Annotated in this window: 16 protein-coding genes; 9 read left to right on the top strand and 7 right to left on the bottom strand. The window is 42.0% G+C overall.

The features are described 5' to 3' along the window. Positions 1 to 94: 94 nt before the first annotated feature. The 3 genes from F993_RS18095 to F993_RS18105 form a co-directional block, all read right to left on the bottom strand. Positions 95 to 736, bottom strand: a complete 642-nt coding sequence (locus F993_RS18095) for a CoA transferase subunit B (protein ID WP_004652255.1) — start codon at positions 734 to 736, stop codon at positions 95 to 97. A gap of 2 nt (positions 737 to 738) precedes the next feature. Continuing rightward, positions 739 to 1,443, bottom strand: a complete 705-nt coding sequence (locus F993_RS18100; protein ID WP_004652254.1) for a CoA transferase subunit A — start codon at positions 1,441 to 1,443, stop codon at positions 739 to 741. A gap of 179 nt (positions 1,444 to 1,622) precedes the next feature. Beyond that, positions 1,623 to 2,507, bottom strand: coding sequence for a LysR family transcriptional regulator (locus F993_RS18105; RefSeq protein WP_004652253.1), 885 nt, complete (start codon positions 2,505 to 2,507; stop codon positions 1,623 to 1,625). Positions 2,508 to 3,012: 505 nt separating this feature from the next. Between F993_RS18105 and F993_RS18110 the strand changes: the two genes are divergently transcribed. Next, positions 3,013 to 4,437 (top strand): GntP family permease, encoded by a 1,425-nt coding sequence (locus F993_RS18110; RefSeq protein WP_004652252.1) that lies wholly within the window; start codon positions 3,013 to 3,015, stop codon positions 4,435 to 4,437. 72 nt (positions 4,438 to 4,509) lie between these two features. Beyond that, positions 4,510 to 5,295 carry a 3-hydroxybutyrate dehydrogenase gene (locus F993_RS18115; protein WP_004652251.1) on the top strand — a complete coding sequence of 262 codons (786 nt, stop codon included), beginning with the start codon at positions 4,510 to 4,512 and terminating at the stop codon, positions 5,293 to 5,295. Positions 5,296 to 5,358: 63 nt separating this feature from the next. Here the strand turns inward: F993_RS18115 and F993_RS18120 are convergent, their stop codons facing one another. Then, positions 5,359 to 5,967 (bottom strand): hypothetical protein, encoded by a 609-nt coding sequence (locus tag F993_RS18120; protein ID WP_004652250.1) that lies wholly within the window; start codon positions 5,965 to 5,967, stop codon positions 5,359 to 5,361. A gap of 162 nt (positions 5,968 to 6,129) precedes the next feature. On the opposite strand from F993_RS18120, the gene F993_RS18125 reads away from it, so the two are divergent. The 3 genes from F993_RS18125 (at position 6,130) to F993_RS18135 (ending at position 8,344) form a co-directional block, all read left to right on the top strand. Continuing rightward, entirely contained in the window at positions 6,130 to 6,717 is a 588-nt protein-coding gene (locus F993_RS18125) for a hypothetical protein (protein ID WP_032812328.1), read from the top strand. A 103-nt stretch (positions 6,718 to 6,820) separates the two neighbouring features. Beyond that, the gene (locus tag F993_RS18130) at positions 6,821 to 7,843 is read left to right on the top strand and encodes a coiled-coil domain-containing protein (RefSeq protein ID WP_004652247.1); all 1,023 of its coding nucleotides are present in this window, start codon (positions 6,821 to 6,823) and stop codon (positions 7,841 to 7,843) included. Between the two features lie 129 nt (positions 7,844 to 7,972). Continuing rightward, positions 7,973 to 8,344: an endonuclease domain-containing protein gene (locus F993_RS18135; RefSeq protein WP_004652246.1), complete on the top strand. Its 372-nt coding sequence runs from the start codon at positions 7,973 to 7,975 to the stop codon at positions 8,342 to 8,344. A 161-nt stretch (positions 8,345 to 8,505) separates the two neighbouring features. On the opposite strand, the gene F993_RS18140 is transcribed toward F993_RS18135, so the two are convergent. Further along, positions 8,506 to 11,406 (bottom strand): valine--tRNA ligase, encoded by a 2,901-nt coding sequence (locus F993_RS18140; RefSeq protein ID WP_004652245.1) that lies wholly within the window; start codon positions 11,404 to 11,406, stop codon positions 8,506 to 8,508. Positions 11,407 to 11,778: 372 nt separating this feature from the next. On the opposite strand from F993_RS18140, the gene F993_RS18145 reads away from it, so the two are divergent. The 4 genes from F993_RS18145 (at position 11,779) to F993_RS18160 (ending at position 14,761) form a co-directional block, all read left to right on the top strand. Then, positions 11,779 to 12,459, top strand: a complete 681-nt coding sequence (locus tag F993_RS18145; RefSeq protein ID WP_004652244.1) for a hypothetical protein — start codon at positions 11,779 to 11,781, stop codon at positions 12,457 to 12,459. Positions 12,460 to 12,571: 112 nt separating this feature from the next. Beyond that, positions 12,572 to 13,234 carry a hypothetical protein gene (locus F993_RS18150; protein WP_004652242.1) on the top strand — a complete coding sequence of 221 codons (663 nt, stop codon included), beginning with the start codon at positions 12,572 to 12,574 and terminating at the stop codon, positions 13,232 to 13,234. Positions 13,235 to 13,247: 13 nt separating this feature from the next. Then, positions 13,248 to 14,054, top strand: a complete 807-nt coding sequence (locus F993_RS18155; RefSeq protein WP_004652241.1) for an SDR family NAD(P)-dependent oxidoreductase — start codon at positions 13,248 to 13,250, stop codon at positions 14,052 to 14,054. Then, positions 14,051 to 14,761, top strand: coding sequence for a Dph6-related ATP pyrophosphatase (locus F993_RS18160; protein WP_004652240.1), 711 nt, complete (start codon positions 14,051 to 14,053; stop codon positions 14,759 to 14,761). The genes F993_RS18155 and F993_RS18160 overlap by 4 nt, the downstream gene beginning before the upstream one ends. A gap of 31 nt (positions 14,762 to 14,792) precedes the next feature. Here the strand turns inward: F993_RS18160 and F993_RS18165 are convergent, their stop codons facing one another. Continuing rightward, positions 14,793 to 15,233 (bottom strand): YbjQ family protein, encoded by a 441-nt coding sequence (locus F993_RS18165; protein ID WP_004652239.1) that lies wholly within the window; start codon positions 15,231 to 15,233, stop codon positions 14,793 to 14,795. An 8-nt stretch (positions 15,234 to 15,241) separates the two neighbouring features. Then, complete coding sequence (locus tag F993_RS18170; RefSeq protein WP_032812351.1) at positions 15,242 to 15,592, bottom strand: YbjQ family protein; 351 nt, start codon at positions 15,590 to 15,592, stop codon at positions 15,242 to 15,244. Between the last annotated feature and the right edge of the window lie 70 nt (positions 15,593 to 15,662).

The raw sequence follows: 15,662 nt of genomic DNA, 5'->3' as shown, positions 1-15,662 counted from the left end.
TTTGTCCTAAATGAATTTTTGCTGTTATGAAAACAGCGAAAAGTGATGCCATTACAGCATCACTTCAATGAGAAAAATAAAAGCGTGTGTAGAATTAAGCTTTGGCTTCAATCAACAGCTCAACACCTGTGGCAGCTTGAATTTGTTGTTCAGTCACATCAGGTGCCAGTTCAACCAGCTTGATGCCTTCAGCAACAACATCCAAAACACCTAGATCGGTAATGATACGATGCACCACTTTTTGACCTGTGAGCGGTAAGCTGCACTGTTTGACGATTTTAGCGGTACCATCTTTGGCATTGTGTTCCATCAACACCACCACGCGTTGTACGCCGGCAACCAGATCCATGGCACCGCCCATACCTTTGACCTTTTTGCCCGGAATCATCCAGTTGGCGAGGTCGCCTTGTTCAGAGACTTCCATGGCACCCAGAATGGCGATATTGACGTGACCACCACGAATCATGGCAAAGGATTCACTGCTTGAGAAAAATGCCGCACCTGCACGAGCAGTAACGGTTTGTTTGCCTGCATTGATTAAATCAGGGTCGAGTTGCTGTTCGGTTGGAAATTCGCCAATACCGAGTAGACCATTTTCCGATTGCAACCATACATCCATATCATCTGGAATATAGTTGGCAACCAGTGTGGGAAGGCCAATACCAAGATTGACGTAGAAACCATCTTGTAATTCTTGCGCGGCACGCTGTGCCATTTGTTCACGTGTCCATGCCATGATTATGCGTCCTGTGCTTTTAGGGTTTTTTGTTCGATCCGTTTTTCTGGCGTGGCATTCAGCACCACACGATTGACATAAATGCCCGCTAAATGAATTTCATCTGGATCCAACTCGCCGATTTCAACAATCTGTTCGACTTCAGCAATGGTGATTTTTCCAGCCATTGCACATTCAGGGTTAAAGTTTTGCGCGGTTTTACGGAATACCAGATTGCCAGCTTTATCCGCTTTATAGGCTTTAACCAGTGCTACATCTGCGGTTAGTGATGGTTCAAGGATGTAAGTACGACCATTAAATTCGCGTTGTTCTTTACCTTCAGCCACCAAGGTGCCTGCACCTGTTGCGGTATAAAAGGCAGGAATGCCAGCACCGCCAGCGCGTAGTTTTTCCGCCAATGTGCCCTGTGGGGTGAGTTCAACTTCGAGTTCGCCATTTAGATATTGGCGTTCAAATTCTTTATTTTCGCCCACATAAGATGAGATCATTTTTTTAATTTGTCGGGTCTTGAGCAAGACACCCAAGCCAAAATCATCAATACCTGCATTATTGGAAATACAGGTCAGGCCTGTTACACCAGTTTCTTTCAGTGCTTGGATTAATGCCTCAGGAATACCACATAGGCCAAAACCGCCAACCGCAAATGTCTGTTGATCTTGCACCACATCTTGCAGTGCTAGTGCTGCGGTTGAATAGACTTTATTCATTTTTTTCACCTGTAAATTCCTTGGTTTCTAATAGTTTTAGCACTCAGGGATTATTTACAGAAGTTTAAATTTTTAAAGGATTAATGAGGGAAACTCATTAATACAACAAATTTCATCTATTTCACTCAAAAGAGCAGGATGACGGAGCGAGTCTGTCTTCGTGTAGCAGTTAATCAGGGTTAGCCAAAATCATGTTGTAGCAAGATCTCGATAAACTCGGCTGAGATATTGGAAAGCTCAAAGTTTTTTTTATAGACAATGCCAATCGCTTGCGGCAGTTTGCCATCCTCAATTTCGATTAAGACATTATGTTCCTTGTCGATAAAATTTTGAAAATGACGGGGGATGGCACTGACCCCCATATCCAATGCCACAAAGCTGGAGAGGGAGCTGATTTGATGACATTCGACTTTTAAATCTAAAGTCAGATGGTTTTTGAGACAGTTTTCTTCAATTAGATGACGAACAATCGAGGGATGTTGTAAGGTCACAAAGGGATTGGCACAGAGTTGTTTCCAACTGATCGAATCCGCGTTTGCTAGTGGATGTGTTTTCGGTAAGAGCGCAAGGAAATCTTCCTCAAATAAAGGTTTAAATTCCAGTTGATCATTGCGTGGTGGTTCAAAGCAGATCCCAATTTCAAAAATGCCATCCTGAACGTTTTCCAATACTTTTTCATTGGGAATGTCATGAATAGAAAAACTGATATTGGGATGCTTGGCTAAAAAGCTATGAATGACTTGCGGCAAAATCGCATGGGTGACAAAGGGCATCGAGGCAATATTCAGTGTGCCGCGATTGAGTTTAAAACGTTGTTTAACGTCTTTTTCCATATCTTCCCAATTGGCCAGTAATTTCTTGGCATAGGGAATCAATGATTTTCCTTCCTGTGTCAGTTCAACCCGACGGGTATTGCGCTTAAACAGTTTGCCGCCGAGTTCTTCTTCTAGTGATTTGATACTGAGACTTAAAGCAGATTGACTGAGATGCAATTCAGCAGAGGCATTTGCATAATTCAGAGTACGAGTCAAAGCCAGAAATGCTTTGAGTTGCTTTAAAGTCATGGTGGACGACCTATGCGGAAAGTTTTTGATTTATATGCTGTAATTTATAAAAAAAACAGCACATTGTGACTGGCATTTTTGTTAATTCGTTGAGGCGAGGCAAGCTGTTTATTTTTAACAATACGACAAATGATTATCCATTTGTTTTATCTCAATATCGAAACATGGATTTTAAAAAGAATAAGCTAAATATAACTTGATGGGATTGATGAGTATTTTTGATCAGTTAATTTATTTTATTAATCAATTAAATTTTTAGATCTGTATTTTTGTATAGCATTGATTTTTAAATATAATTTAAATATTTTATTTTGTTTTAATCATCTTGTTTTTTATGATTTTAATGCTATTTTAAAATACGTTTTAGTATGCGTCATTGTTTTAGATTCTGTACTGTGGTTCGCAGTATTTTAATTTTATTTATGGTTAGGATAACCACCACACAGTATAAAAAAAATAATTTGGTTGACCCTGACATATATTCTTTGGAATGGAGTAAAAGAATATGTGGGACTTATTTGTCATTCTGCTGTCTTTAGGCTTGCTGATGTACACCGCCTATCGCGGTTTTTCCGTGATTTTAATGGCGCCGTTGTGCGCATTGCTGGCGGTTTTTCTGATCAACCCCGCCAATGTACTGCCGTTTTATTCAGGCATTTTTATGCCGAAGATGGTTAATTTCATTAAAGACTATTTCTTGGTGTTCTTACTGGGTGCGATCTTTGGCAAAGTGGTGGAAATGTCGGGTATTGCTGAGTCGATTGCCCGTACCATTGTCAATTTAATTGGTGCAAAGAAAGCCATTTTAACCGTGGTGTTGCTTGGTGCCATTTTGACTTATAGCGGTGTCAGTCTATTTGTGGCGGTATTTGCGATTTATCCATTTGCCAATCAGTTATTCCAACAAGCCAATATTCCAAAACGTTTGATTCCCGGCACCATTGCCCTAGGTGCGTTTACATTCACCATGGATGCCTTGCCGGGTACACCACAAATTCAGAACGTGATTCCAACCACATTCTTTGGCACCAATATTTATGCAGCACCGTTTTTGGGTGTCATTGGGGCGATTTTCGTCTTGAGCATGGGGCTACTGTATCTGGAATCACGCCGTAAAGCTGCGGCCCGTGCAGGTGAAGGTTATGCTGGTTTTGCTGCTGAAGATGCAGCCACGCAAACGGCTGCCGATGTTAATGAGTCTTCGCAAGGCAATGGTTCGGTATTACGTCAATGTATGGCCTTTGTGCCATTGATTCTGGTTGCGGTAATGAACCGTTATCTATCTACAGCCATCAAAGAATGGTATCCGAATGGCTTTGATTTTAATGCAATTGGTTTAGCCAACTACACGGTTGATGTAGCAAAAACTGGGGCGATTTGGGCAGTCGGGTTGGCCTTGATTGTCGGGATTATTGCCGCGATTTTATTTGATTATCAGCGCGTGGTAACTAACTTTAAAGAAGGCGTCAATGCCAGTATCAGTGGTTCATTATTGGCAGTAATGAATACTGCATCGGAGTATGGTTTCGGTGCGATTATTGCGGCATTACCGGGCTTTGCTTTGATCAGCCACGCATTGGGTACCACTTTTACCAATCCTTTGGTCAATGGTGCTGTGACTACGACAGTATTGGCAGGGATTACCGGTTCAGCCTCGGGTGGGATGAGTATTGCTTTGAGCGCGATGGCAGAAACCTACAATGCCGCTATTGTGGCTGCGGGCATTCCCCCTGAAGTGATGCATCGTGTGGTGGCGATGGCATCGGGCGGTATGGATACGCTACCGCATAATGGCGCAGTGATTACCTTGCTCGCCGTTACAGGTTTAACTCATAAACAATCCTATAAAGATATTTTTGCAGTCACCATTATTAAAACCTTGGCAGTCTTTGTGGTGATTGCTGCATTTACATGGTTCGGTATTGTGTAAGGCAAATTTTAATTTCAGCTTGTCCGTATTGACTGGCAAGCAATCAAAATGATCAAGAACAGGAGTAGCACAATGACTCAACAACTCGAAGCCAAAGTGGCCTTTATTACCGGTTCAGCCAGTGGCATTGGTTTAGAAATTGCGAAAAAATTTGCTCAGGAAGGCGCGAAAGTGGTGATTTCTGATGTCAATGCAGAGAAATGTCAGCAAGCGGTTGAGCAGTTAAAACAGCAAGGTTTTGACGCTTTGTCTGCGCCTTGTGATGTAACAGATGAACAAGCTTATAAAGCCGCGATTGATTTGACCATGCAAAGCTTTGGTCGTCTGGATATCCTGATCAATAATGCGGGTTTTCAGCATGTTGCAGCGATTGAAGATTTCTCAACCGAGATTTATCAGAAACTGGTACAGGTAATGCTGACAGGCTCATTTATCGGGATTAAACATGTGTTTCCGATTATGAAAGCGCAAAAATATGGTCGGATTATCAATATGTCTTCGATCAATGGCTTGATTGGTTTTGCAGGGAAGGCGGGGTATAACAGTGCCAAGCATGGGGTGATTGGCTTGACCAAAGTGGCAGCTTTGGAATGCGCCCGTGACGGGATTACCGTGAATGCACTCTGCCCAGGCTATGTGGATACACCATTGGTGCGTGGGCAAATTGCGGACTTGGCCAAAACCCGTAATGTGAGTCTGGAAAGTGCTTTGGAGGATGTGATTTTAGCCATGGTGCCGCAGAAGCGTTTACTCAGCGTGGAGGAAATTGCCGACTATGCGATTTTCCTAGCCAGCAACAAAGGGGCAGGGATTACAGGGCAGGCGGTAGTGATGGATGGGGGATATACCGCACAATAAGCTGTGTATGTGATTAAAAAAGCCGCTCAATTGAGCGGTTTTTTATGAAATGACAGTGATGAGTTAGCACAGCGCAATGCGTTTAATTTTTTCATCTGTTAAGAAAAACACAGATGTTGCACAGGTTTCTTCTAAAACATTGACAGAAATACCATCACCTTTGAACTTTAGATAATGTTTTGGGTCAATTTGCTCATCAGCTAAGATATTTCCATCTTCATCAAAGCGATAATCTTCATCCACGTAAATATCTGTTTTAGGTGCAACTTCAAAAGTTCCGAAAATATCGAGGTCATAATCTTTATCTGTATTTTCGTAATAATAAACTTTGTCGCTATTTGAGATACGGAATTCAAAGAGATATTTCATTCCTTTTTTATTTGGGTTTTTCAGCACTCGAAAGGTATCCAGATTTCCATCGCCATCAAAGTCAATAAACAAAGGCTTTTTGAGATGGGTTGTATCGACTGAATAGCCTTTTGGTAGTGGGGTTGAATTATTGGCGAGATAATCGGATTCGGGTGTAGCAGCAATAAGCACAGGTTCTGACACGGCTTGAGTCTGTTGAGCTGCCTTTTGAATGGGTTGATCGCTTTCTGCTGATGTTTTTGGTTTTTCATTACATCCAGCGAGCAAAATAAATGAGGTGAGTAATAGGACTTTATTCTTCATACAATTTGAGTATTTAAATGATGATGTATATAACAGATTTTAGCTTAAAAGTTGGATCTGTCATTTTTAATGTTTAATTCAAATTGAGGAGTATGAGAACTTTCTTTAGTCGATATTTTTTGAGTTAGAATGAACCAGCCTTTAATTCTAATACGACTTCATATGAACAATAAATTCGTCAGCTTTTGCCTTTTATCAGTCTGTTTAACTCAGTTGAGCCACGCCCAAGCAACGCCATTCAAGACCTATCAATCTGAGCCGTTGCATTGTGGTGAAGCGACTTTTCAAGTGATTTCATCCTGTTTTGATCCAGATGAAGGCGCGCTGAGAGGAAGTGGTGGCGTCATGCGTGAATCTTGCCAATCCAGTCATTTGCTGGTGAATTGGAAAGGACAGCAAAAGCGGATTGATTTTCCAATTGCAACCGCAGTACAAACGCAGCAATTAAAAAGCAAAGGTTATAAGTTGCAAAAAGTGATTCGCCAAGGGGATTGGTCACCACAAAGTTTGGCTTGTGGTCAGGTCAAAGGCATTTCGGGATATTTTGTGGTGGTGAATCAAGCAACCACCAATGATTTGAATCAAGAGTACTTGGGCAAAGGGTCATTGAGTGAAGAGCCTGTGTTACTGAATTTGAATGGCACGATGACCAGTGATGCACTTAGACAAAAAATCTATCCCTTGCTGAAACAAGATAAAGTTAAAATCACCAAAGTCGTTTCAGCCAATGCCTTATTTGGCGATGAGTAAAGCTTAGTTAAGTGACTCGTTTATCCAAACACGATATTGAAAGTGTTTGCTGACTTTGTTGGCTGATTATTGCTACACTTTTTAATTTTTAGGCAGATGCGTGATGTCTTTTGATCTTAAAGTCAGTTTAAAGCAAAGGGCTGAACCTTCCTCACAGCAGAAAAAGCTGAATCGCCTGATTGATCAAATAGAACAGCAAAAAATCAGCCTTGCCACATGGCAGAATGCGCAAGCTGAGATTCAACAACATACACGGCAAAAGCTGATGCCTGTGTATAGCGAATTGCATGAGATCTTGTTTCAGCAGTTAGATCAACTTTGGGCGCTGTTACAACAGCATGAGTTTTCCAAAACTGATATGCAGCAACTGGATGAAAAAATTGCCCAGCTTGCTCAAATGTTAAAGCGTTCCAAGATGTTGAGTGATGAACAGTTAAATCTGGTCAAGCAGATCGATACGTTTTATCAGCAACATTCCCAGCAATTGGCTAAAAAGACTAAAAAAGTACAGCCAATAAGGTTGGAACAGGATGAAAATTCTGAGCAAAGTATGACACTAGAAGAAGAGGATGACTTTGAGCAATATGCGGCTGAACAGCAGCAAGCCCGAGAACAAGCTAAACAACTTCGACAGCAGCAGAAACGTGAACAAGCTGAGCAGATGGCAGCGCAGTCGTTGAAAACGGTCTATTTAAAAATTGCTGCGATGATTCATCCTGACCGTGAGCAAGACGAGACCAAAAAAGAAGAAAAAACTGAGTTGTTCCAGCAGGCAAGTCAGGCTTATGAACAGCAGGATTTGTTTTATTTACTCAAGCTTCAATTACAGCTTGAACAGAATAAAGGTGTTGGAGCTAAAGCGTTATCAGCGGAGCAAGTCAAGTTTTATAAATTGGCTTTGGATGCACAGAGTCAGCAGCTTGAAAGCCAAATTGATGAGATTTTGGATTCTTTTCAGTTGGCGAAAAAAGTCAAAGCAGAGCATGTGCATATTGGTGATGTATATAAAGCGATAGATGCGGATTGTGCTGAGTTAAAGCAGCAATTGAAGTGGGAAAAGGAACGTTTAAAGCATATGAAGAAGGTGAGTGGGGTGGAGATATTGTTGGGGCATGGGGTGTTGTAACCTCTCCCTAACCCTCTCCTAGAAGGAGAGGGCATGTTGCGTATCGAATAACTATCAAATTCACAAAGGATGCTCCCTCTCCCTCAGGGAGAGGGCTGGGGTGAGGGTAATTAAAATGGAAAATAATAAATGAAACTAGACCCACAATTATTAGAATTCGCCAAAGCTATGCGAAGTAATGCAACTGATGCAGAACATCTAATGTGGCAATTACTTCGGGCTAAACGATTTATGAATCTGAAATTTCGCAGACAGCATGTGATTGCGCCTTATATTGTGGATTTTTACTGTCATGAATTGGGCTTGGTGATTGAGTTAGATGGCAGTCAGCACGGCACTGATGATGGAAAAGAATATGACGCTGAACGAACCAAGTTTTTAGAGGCTTCGGATTTAAAAGTAGTACGGTATTGGAATCATGAGATTTTAAAAAATACTGAGAGAGTTTTGGATGATTTATGGAATAGATGTTGTTCGCTTTCTAATAAGACCTCTCCCTAACCCTTTCCTACAAGGAGAGGGAATATCGCATGTTAGTTATAGGGGCGACATTTCGCAACTTGAAAGGAATTTATTAACCTAAAAACTTAGATTTATTTTTAATATAAAGGGCTGAATAATCAGCCCTTTATATTACATATTAATTTTAAGATTACAATACTTTACAGAGCAGCAATCTGTTCCATACTTTGTTTAATTTTCGCTAACTGATCAGCAAACTCAGCCAATTTAACCTTTTCACCTTCAACAACCGCTGCTGGTGCTTTAGCAACAAAACCTTCATTCGAAAGTTTATTGGCAATTTGATCATGTTGCTTTTGAACTTTATCCAAGTCCTTCTGCAAACGACCTAATTCAGCTTTAGGATCAATCAAGCCTTTCATTGGTACAAATACCGAAGCATGGCTGACAACGCTAGAACAAGACAACGGAGGTTCTTGCTCATTGCTTAAGAACTCAATGCTTTCAACTTTAGCCAATGCTTTGAATAAAGCTTCAATACGGATGATTTGCTCGCGCTCAGCATCAGAAATGTTTTTGAGTAATACAGGCAATAAACGCGCATTACCTAAGCCCATTTCACCACGAATATTACGTACCGCACCAATCAAACCTTGTAACCACTGCATATCTGCTTCAGCTTGATCATTGACCTTCGCTTGATCAGGCACAGGATATTGCGCAGTCATAATCGTAGCACCACCTTTGCCTAACATTGGCGCAAGGGTTTGCCAGATTTCTTCAGTTAAGTACGGCATCAAAGGATGAGCCAAACGTAAAGATGTTTCCATCACGGCAAGTAATACACGGCGAACTTCCGCTTTACGCTCTTCTGATACATTGGCATCGTTCAGCACTGGTTTGGTTAACTCAACATACCAGTCACAGTATTCATTCCAGATAAAGTCATAGATCGCTTGTGCAGCAAGGTCTAAACGATACGTAGCAAATGCTTGATGTACCGCAGCTTCTGCTCTTTGCAGACGGCTCATGATCCATTTTTCTGGAAGTTCCCAAAGCTCTGGACGCGCTTCTTGAGCAACCGTTTGACCTTCAACATTCATCAATACGAAACGGGTTGCGTTCCAGATCTTGTTGGCAAAGTTACGGTAGCCTTCAACACGTTTCATGTCGAACTTAATGTCACGACCTGTATTTGCAAGCGCACAGAAGGTGAAACGAACTGCGTCAGTACCGTAAGCTTGAATGCCTTCTGGGAATTCTTTACGGGTTGATTTCTCAATCTTCGCCGCTTGTTTCGGGTTCATCAGACCTGTCGTACGTTTTTGTACCAAAGTCTCAAGGTCAACACCATCAATCAAGTCCAGTGGGTCAAGCACATTGCCCTTAGACTTCGACATTTTTTGACCTTCGCCATCACGAACCAGACCGTGAACATAGACCGTTTTAAACGGTACTTGTGGCGTACCATCTTCATTCTTCATGAAGTGCATCGTAAACATAATCATACGAGCAACCCAGAAGAAGATGATGTCAAAACCAGTCACCAATACATCAGTTGGGTGGAAGGTATTGAGGAAATAGTTTTCCGCATCTTTCTTGGCATCGCCCGTCCAACCTAAAGTTGAGAAGGTCCACAGCGCAGAAGAGAACCATGTATCCAATACGTCTTCATCTTGGTTTAACACAACATCAGCAGGGATGTTGTTTTTGGCACGAACTTCCGCCTCGTCACGACCCACATAGATGTTGCCTTCAGCGTCGTACCAAGCTGGGATACGGTGACCCCACCAAAGCTGACGAGAGATACACCAGTCTTGGATGTTGTTCATCCACGCCATGTACATGTTGCTGTACTGTTCGGGAACAAACTTGATACGGCCATCTTGAACCGCTTCAATTGCGGGTTGCGCCAATGGAGCAATTTTTACATACCATTGGTCTGTCAATAATGGTTCAACGATTACACCTGAACGGTCACCGCGAGGTGGTTTAAGTGTATAAGGTTGAATTTGATCTAACCAACCTTCCGCTTCTGCTTGTTCAACCAGTTTTTTACGTGCTGCAAAACGCTCTAAACCAACATAGTCCGCAGGGGCTGGGATGGTTTTAGAAATTTGCTCGCCTGCTTTGGCGATGTATTCAAATTCAGCCAATACTTCTGCATTTTTATTGAAGATATTGATGATTGGTAATTCACAACGCTTACCGACTTCATAGTCATTAAAGTCGTGCGCAGGGGTGATTTTCACACAGCCTGTACCGAATTCTTTATCTACGTATTCGTCTTTAACGATTGGTACAGCACGACCTGTAATTGGCAGGATAATGTTCTGACCCACAAGGTGGGTATAGCGTTCATCATCCAGTGCCACAGCAACAGCAGTATCACCTAACAAGGTTTCAGGACGAGTGGTAGCAACAACGATATGGTCTTTACCATCATGGGTACGTAGGTTTTTATCTTCAAAGAAGTATTTGAAGTGCCACAATGAACCTGCTTCTTCTTTATCCGATTCAACTTCTAAGTCTGATAGCGCCGTTTGTAGTTTCGGATCCCAGTTGACCAGACGTTTGCCACGGTAGATCAAGCCATCTTCATGCAGTTTTACGAAAACTTCTTTGACTGCATTGGACAAACCTTCATCCATAGTGAAGCGTTCGCGTGACCAGTCGACTGAAGAACCTAAACGACGGATCTGACGGGTGATGGTATCGCCTGATTGCTCTTTCCATTCCCAAATTTTTTCGATGAATTTTTCACGACCTAAGTCATGACGGCTGATACCTTGTGCACCCAATTGACGCTCGACCACCATCTGCGTTGCAATCCCCGCATGGTCAGTTCCTGGCTGCCATAAGGTATTTTTACCCATCATACGATTGTAACGGGTCAGTGCATCCATGATGGCATTGTTAAAGCCATGTCCCATGTGCAAGCTACCCGTGACGTTCGGTGGTGGAATCATGATACAGAATGATTCACCTTGACCTGAGGGTTTGAAATAACCTTGTTGTTCCCAGATTTGATACCATTTCTTTTCGATCTCGGTTGGATCGTAAGTGGTTGCAATATTTTGAGCAGATTGAGCGTCAGTCATAGTACAGAAGATTAAAATTGAATAAAAAATTAGATCTATTGTAGCAAAAAATCCTCACTTCTGTAGGCATTTCAGCCCTGCATGAGGTGAATGATAAAAGCTGCCTAAATAATAGCTAAATCTGTGTTTCTTGAGCTGTTCTGGAGAATGAATTTAGCGTTTCTTTATGAAACGCTGCTGATTGAATGAAATCGTATAGCCAATCAAGATAAAGTCCTTATAGCATTCAAATTTTTCTAAAAAAGCCGATGAAAGGTGTTGGATTTTTATACAAATAAGATTAGATTTGTGTGGTGCATCACATAACTTAAAAAATATTGATGCTTAAAACAACAATATAAAAATGTGAAAAACTAAAAAGGGATGTTGCTCATGACTTATTCAATCCTGTTGAAAATTAATGACGTCACACATGGACAATTTGAAAGCATCCGCCAACAACTGAATGCTGGCACGCATGAAAGCCAATCACGTATCTTGGGTGAGGTACTGTCAGAAATTGCCTGTGAGATTGTCGAGCAAGTGTTTGCAGTACTATTGATTCAAAATCGCCAGCCGACGCAGCTCACCCAGAAAAATACCGCGGAATCTGAAAAAATTATTCAACAGATCATTGGGGCGGTGCGTAAATATATGCCGTGGTCGATTGCTTTATTTGGGAATGAGCGTCTTTGTCCCTTTGCCAATTATTTTTCCAATATGATCAAGTATCACGATGAGCAGGTTTATGTGTCTTATCCGATTGATCGACAACTGGTGCAGCAGGCAAACCGTTTGGTCACGCAACTCAAGAATAATGAAATCAGTGATATGGTCGATGTGTTCCAAACCTTGATTCAAATCGTGGATTTGGGGGTGACCAGTTTGATTCGTGAACCGAAAAAATGTCTCAACTTTAATAGCGTGGTGGATAAAACCTTAAATGGAGTGATCAATATGACTGCACATTTAAGTTATAAGCGATTAGAGAAAATGGGCAATCAAGTGGATAGCGATGCGGCAACCGATTGTGTCAATCATTTTTTAGCATTTATGCATGTCGATACAGAATAGAGTGTGCTAAATTCGGCGGGTACAACGCCAAAAATGATAGAAAAATTGATCTGATAAAAGGGCTTGTTGAACAAGCTCTTTTTTATGTGATCCAAGAACTAGGGTTATTAGAATGAATACCGCCGTTTTTTTAAATATTCATGCGGATACTTATGCACGTTTTGCACATATTCGGACGCAATTATTGCAAGGAAGTAAAGAAAGTCAGGCCAATGCTTTAGGCAGTGTATTGTCGGAAATGGCATGTGAAGTGATTGAACAAGTGTTTACGGTACTGCTCCAAGAGAATCAGCAGTATTCGCAAACGGGTGAATCGGAAAAAGTCATCCAGCAAATTTTAGATGCGATTCGTAAATATATGCCGTGGTCGATCTCGTTTTTTGGCAATGACCGTTTAATTCCTTTGGTTGAGTATCTTTCGAAGACGCTACAAATTGAAGATGAAACCATCTATATGACCTATCCTGTAGCGCCGCATTTGGCGCAGCAAGTTAGAAATTCAAGCCAAAAATTGGCGGGTGGCGATCATGCTGAAATTTCCAATGCGCTTAAATTGCTTACAGAAGTCATTGATGTTGGCGTCACTCATTTGATCCGAGAACCGAAGAAATGCCTTAAATTCAATTTTGTGGTGGATAAAACCCTGAATGGCGTGATTAATATGACCACACATTTGGGTTATAAGCGGTTAGAAAAATTAGGCACGCAAATTGATCAGCAAGTCGCGGCAACATATGTGGATTACTTCCTTAAATTTATGCGTCATCAAGCATAGGTAGGACCTAGAAATGGCAAAACTCAAAACACTTGAAAATAAAGTGGTCTGGATTACGGGTGCTTCGTCTGGTTTAGGCAAAGCTTTAGCCCGCGAATGTGCATTACAAGGTGCACAAGTGGTGCTGACCTCACGTCGCTATGATGAACTGGAAGCGGTGAGAGTTGGATTACTGAAACCTGAACAGCATCTTTCGATTGCAGCGGACATTACTGATGAAGCTCAAGTCCGCCATGCGCATGAACAGGTCTTGGCTTGTAAAGGACGTATTGACTGGCTGATCAATAATGCAGGTTTGAGTCAGCGTGCCTTGATTCAGGACACCACCATGCACACTGAACGTGCCATTATGGAAGTCGATTATTTCTCACAGGTATTCTTTACCAAAACCGTGTTGCCGACCTTGCTGCAACAAAAGTCGGGTCGTGTGGTCTTTGTTTCCAGTGTCGCGGGCTTATTAGGCACCCAATATCGTGCCACGTATTCTGCGGCTAAGGCGGCGATTCATATGTGGGCCAATAGTCTGCGTGCCGAAGTTGCCCCAGAAGGGGTTGAGGTTTCAGTGGTGTTTCCTGGTTTTGTTAAAACCAATGTCTCTTTTAATGCCCTCAATGGTGAAGGCAAGCCCCAAGGTCATCAGGATGAAGCCATTGAAAATGGTTTAGATGCTGATCTATTTGCGGAACGGGTGGTGGAATCCTTAATGGCAGGCGAGCAATATATTGTGGTTGGTGGGAAAAAAGAACAATTGGGGGTGTTGGTTTCTCGATTGTCACCCAACTTGTTGTATAAGATGATTCGCAAAATGAAAGTGAAATGATTGTGAAGAATCGCAAAAAAGCCGTTTTTAATTGGAGCGGTGGCAAAGACTCATCCCTCGCATTGTATAAAGTCTTACAGCAGGACGAGTTCGAGGTGATTGCCTTATTAACCACGGTCAATGAAGAAACAGAGTTGTCGTCCATGCATGCCATTCCACATGCATTGCTTGAAAAGCAAGCTGCAAGTATTGGCATTCCGCTTTATCCAGTGTTTTTGCCGAAAAATCTACCTGTCTATGAGCAACGTATGTTAGATGCTGCCCATCATTTTAAGGCACAGGGGGTTGAGCACTTTATCTTTGGTGATATTTACCTGAGCGATGTACGAAAATATCGTGAAGACCGTTTGCATCCTTTAGGCATTGAAGTGGTTGAGCCAATCTGGAACCTGAACTCGACTGAAGTGATGCAAGACTTCTTGGATTCAGGCATTCAAACCAAAATCATCGTGACCGATGCCAGTAAGCTAGATGAATCGTTTATTGGCCAAGATATCGATGCAAATTTGATAGAACGGATGCCAAGCGAAGTTGATGTCTGTGGTGAAAACGGCGAGTACCATACCTTTGCTTATGCAGGCGGTTTATTTAAACATCCTGTTGAATTTGAAATTGCTGAAACTCGTCAGATGTCATACCAGTTTAAGTTAGAAGATGGGGAAGAGAAAACCTATCATTATTGGCAAGCGATCTTTGCCGAATCCTAAGCAAAAATCCTGTGTCATACACAGGATTTTTTTAATGTGTATGGATGATTGCCGTTCCATAGGCAAATACTTCAACCATTCCACCTTGCATCCCTAATTCAGTAGTACTGAGTCGAACGCCCATAATCTGGTTGGCGCCCATGGCATGGGCTTCTTGCTTGAGTCGAACCACGGCTTCACGACGTGCACGTTCCACCACACTTTCATAGCTGACCAAACGTCCACCAAAGAAGTTGCGAATGGTTGCCAGTACATATTTAAAATAATCGTGGGAGATCACCACATTGCTACTGATCATTTGCCCATAGGCTGTGGTTTCGACAAAGCGATTGGTATCAATGCGAATATGTGCAAATTGCTTTTCTCTCTGGTCTAGCTCACGTAAGTGCTTTTGCTCGATATGACGACCAAAACCCCAACCGACTGAAAATAGGATCAGAAACAGGACAATCTGAAAAATGAGTCCATCCATAATTTTGCCTATGCGCCGAATGGATCAGGACGTTTAGGTGCAACGGGTTGTACCACCACCGCTGTGCCATAGACAAATAATTCTGATGCGCCTTGGGCAATATTTGAAGTGGAGAAACGAATACCAACAATGGCATTGGCACCTAAAGCTTTTGCCTTATCAATCATACGCTGCGTGGCTTCTTGGCGTGACTCTTCGAGCAACTCGGTATAACCGGTCAATTCACCACCCACAATATTCTTTAAACCTGCCATCAAATCACGGCCGACATGTTTACTGCGAACAGTACTGCCATACACCACATCTAGCTGGCGTAAAATTTCATGGCCCGGTACAGACTCTAAACTACTTAATAGCATTGTATTTTCTAAATCATCAATATATTCAGTTTGAAGATAAGAAAAATTGACAAGGCTTGCAATAAAAAAG

It is taken from the genome of Acinetobacter proteolyticus, from assembly GCF_000367945.1.
Taxonomy (GTDB): Bacteria; Pseudomonadota; Gammaproteobacteria; order Pseudomonadales; family Moraxellaceae; genus Acinetobacter; species Acinetobacter proteolyticus.
The sequence above is the reverse complement of the archived record's forward strand: the minus strand, read 5'-3'. Positions and strand labels throughout refer to the sequence as shown.

What these genes read in the sequence shown, in the direction of transcription:
- F993_RS18095 (WP_004652255.1), bottom strand. Translation starts at nt 736, where the DNA reads ATGGCATGGACACGTGAACAAATGGCACAGCGTGCCGCGCAAGAATTA.
- F993_RS18100 (WP_004652254.1), bottom strand. Translation starts at nt 1,443, where the DNA reads ATGAATAAAGTCTATTCAACCGCAGCACTAGCACTGCAAGATGTGGTG.
- F993_RS18105 (WP_004652253.1), bottom strand. Translation starts at nt 2,507, where the DNA reads ATGACTTTAAAGCAACTCAAAGCATTTCTGGCTTTGACTCGTACTCTG.
- F993_RS18110 (WP_004652252.1), top strand. Translation starts at nt 3,013, where the DNA reads ATGTGGGACTTATTTGTCATTCTGCTGTCTTTAGGCTTGCTGATGTAC.
- F993_RS18115 (WP_004652251.1), top strand. Translation starts at nt 4,510, where the DNA reads ATGACTCAACAACTCGAAGCCAAAGTGGCCTTTATTACCGGTTCAGCC.
- F993_RS18120 (WP_004652250.1), bottom strand. Translation starts at nt 5,967, where the DNA reads ATGAAGAATAAAGTCCTATTACTCACCTCATTTATTTTGCTCGCTGGA.
- F993_RS18125 (WP_032812328.1), top strand. Translation starts at nt 6,130, where the DNA reads ATGAACAATAAATTCGTCAGCTTTTGCCTTTTATCAGTCTGTTTAACT.
- F993_RS18130 (WP_004652247.1), top strand. Translation starts at nt 6,821, where the DNA reads ATGTCTTTTGATCTTAAAGTCAGTTTAAAGCAAAGGGCTGAACCTTCC.
- F993_RS18135 (WP_004652246.1), top strand. Translation starts at nt 7,973, where the DNA reads ATGAAACTAGACCCACAATTATTAGAATTCGCCAAAGCTATGCGAAGT.
- F993_RS18140 (WP_004652245.1), bottom strand. Translation starts at nt 11,406, where the DNA reads ATGACTGACGCTCAATCTGCTCAAAATATTGCAACCACTTACGATCCA.
- F993_RS18145 (WP_004652244.1), top strand. Translation starts at nt 11,779, where the DNA reads ATGACTTATTCAATCCTGTTGAAAATTAATGACGTCACACATGGACAA.
- F993_RS18150 (WP_004652242.1), top strand. Translation starts at nt 12,572, where the DNA reads ATGAATACCGCCGTTTTTTTAAATATTCATGCGGATACTTATGCACGT.
- F993_RS18155 (WP_004652241.1), top strand. Translation starts at nt 13,248, where the DNA reads ATGGCAAAACTCAAAACACTTGAAAATAAAGTGGTCTGGATTACGGGT.
- F993_RS18160 (WP_004652240.1), top strand. Translation starts at nt 14,051, where the DNA reads ATGATTGTGAAGAATCGCAAAAAAGCCGTTTTTAATTGGAGCGGTGGC.
- F993_RS18165 (WP_004652239.1), bottom strand. Translation starts at nt 15,233, where the DNA reads ATGGATGGACTCATTTTTCAGATTGTCCTGTTTCTGATCCTATTTTCA.
- F993_RS18170 (WP_032812351.1), bottom strand. Translation starts at nt 15,592, where the DNA reads ATGCTATTAAGTAGTTTAGAGTCTGTACCGGGCCATGAAATTTTACGC.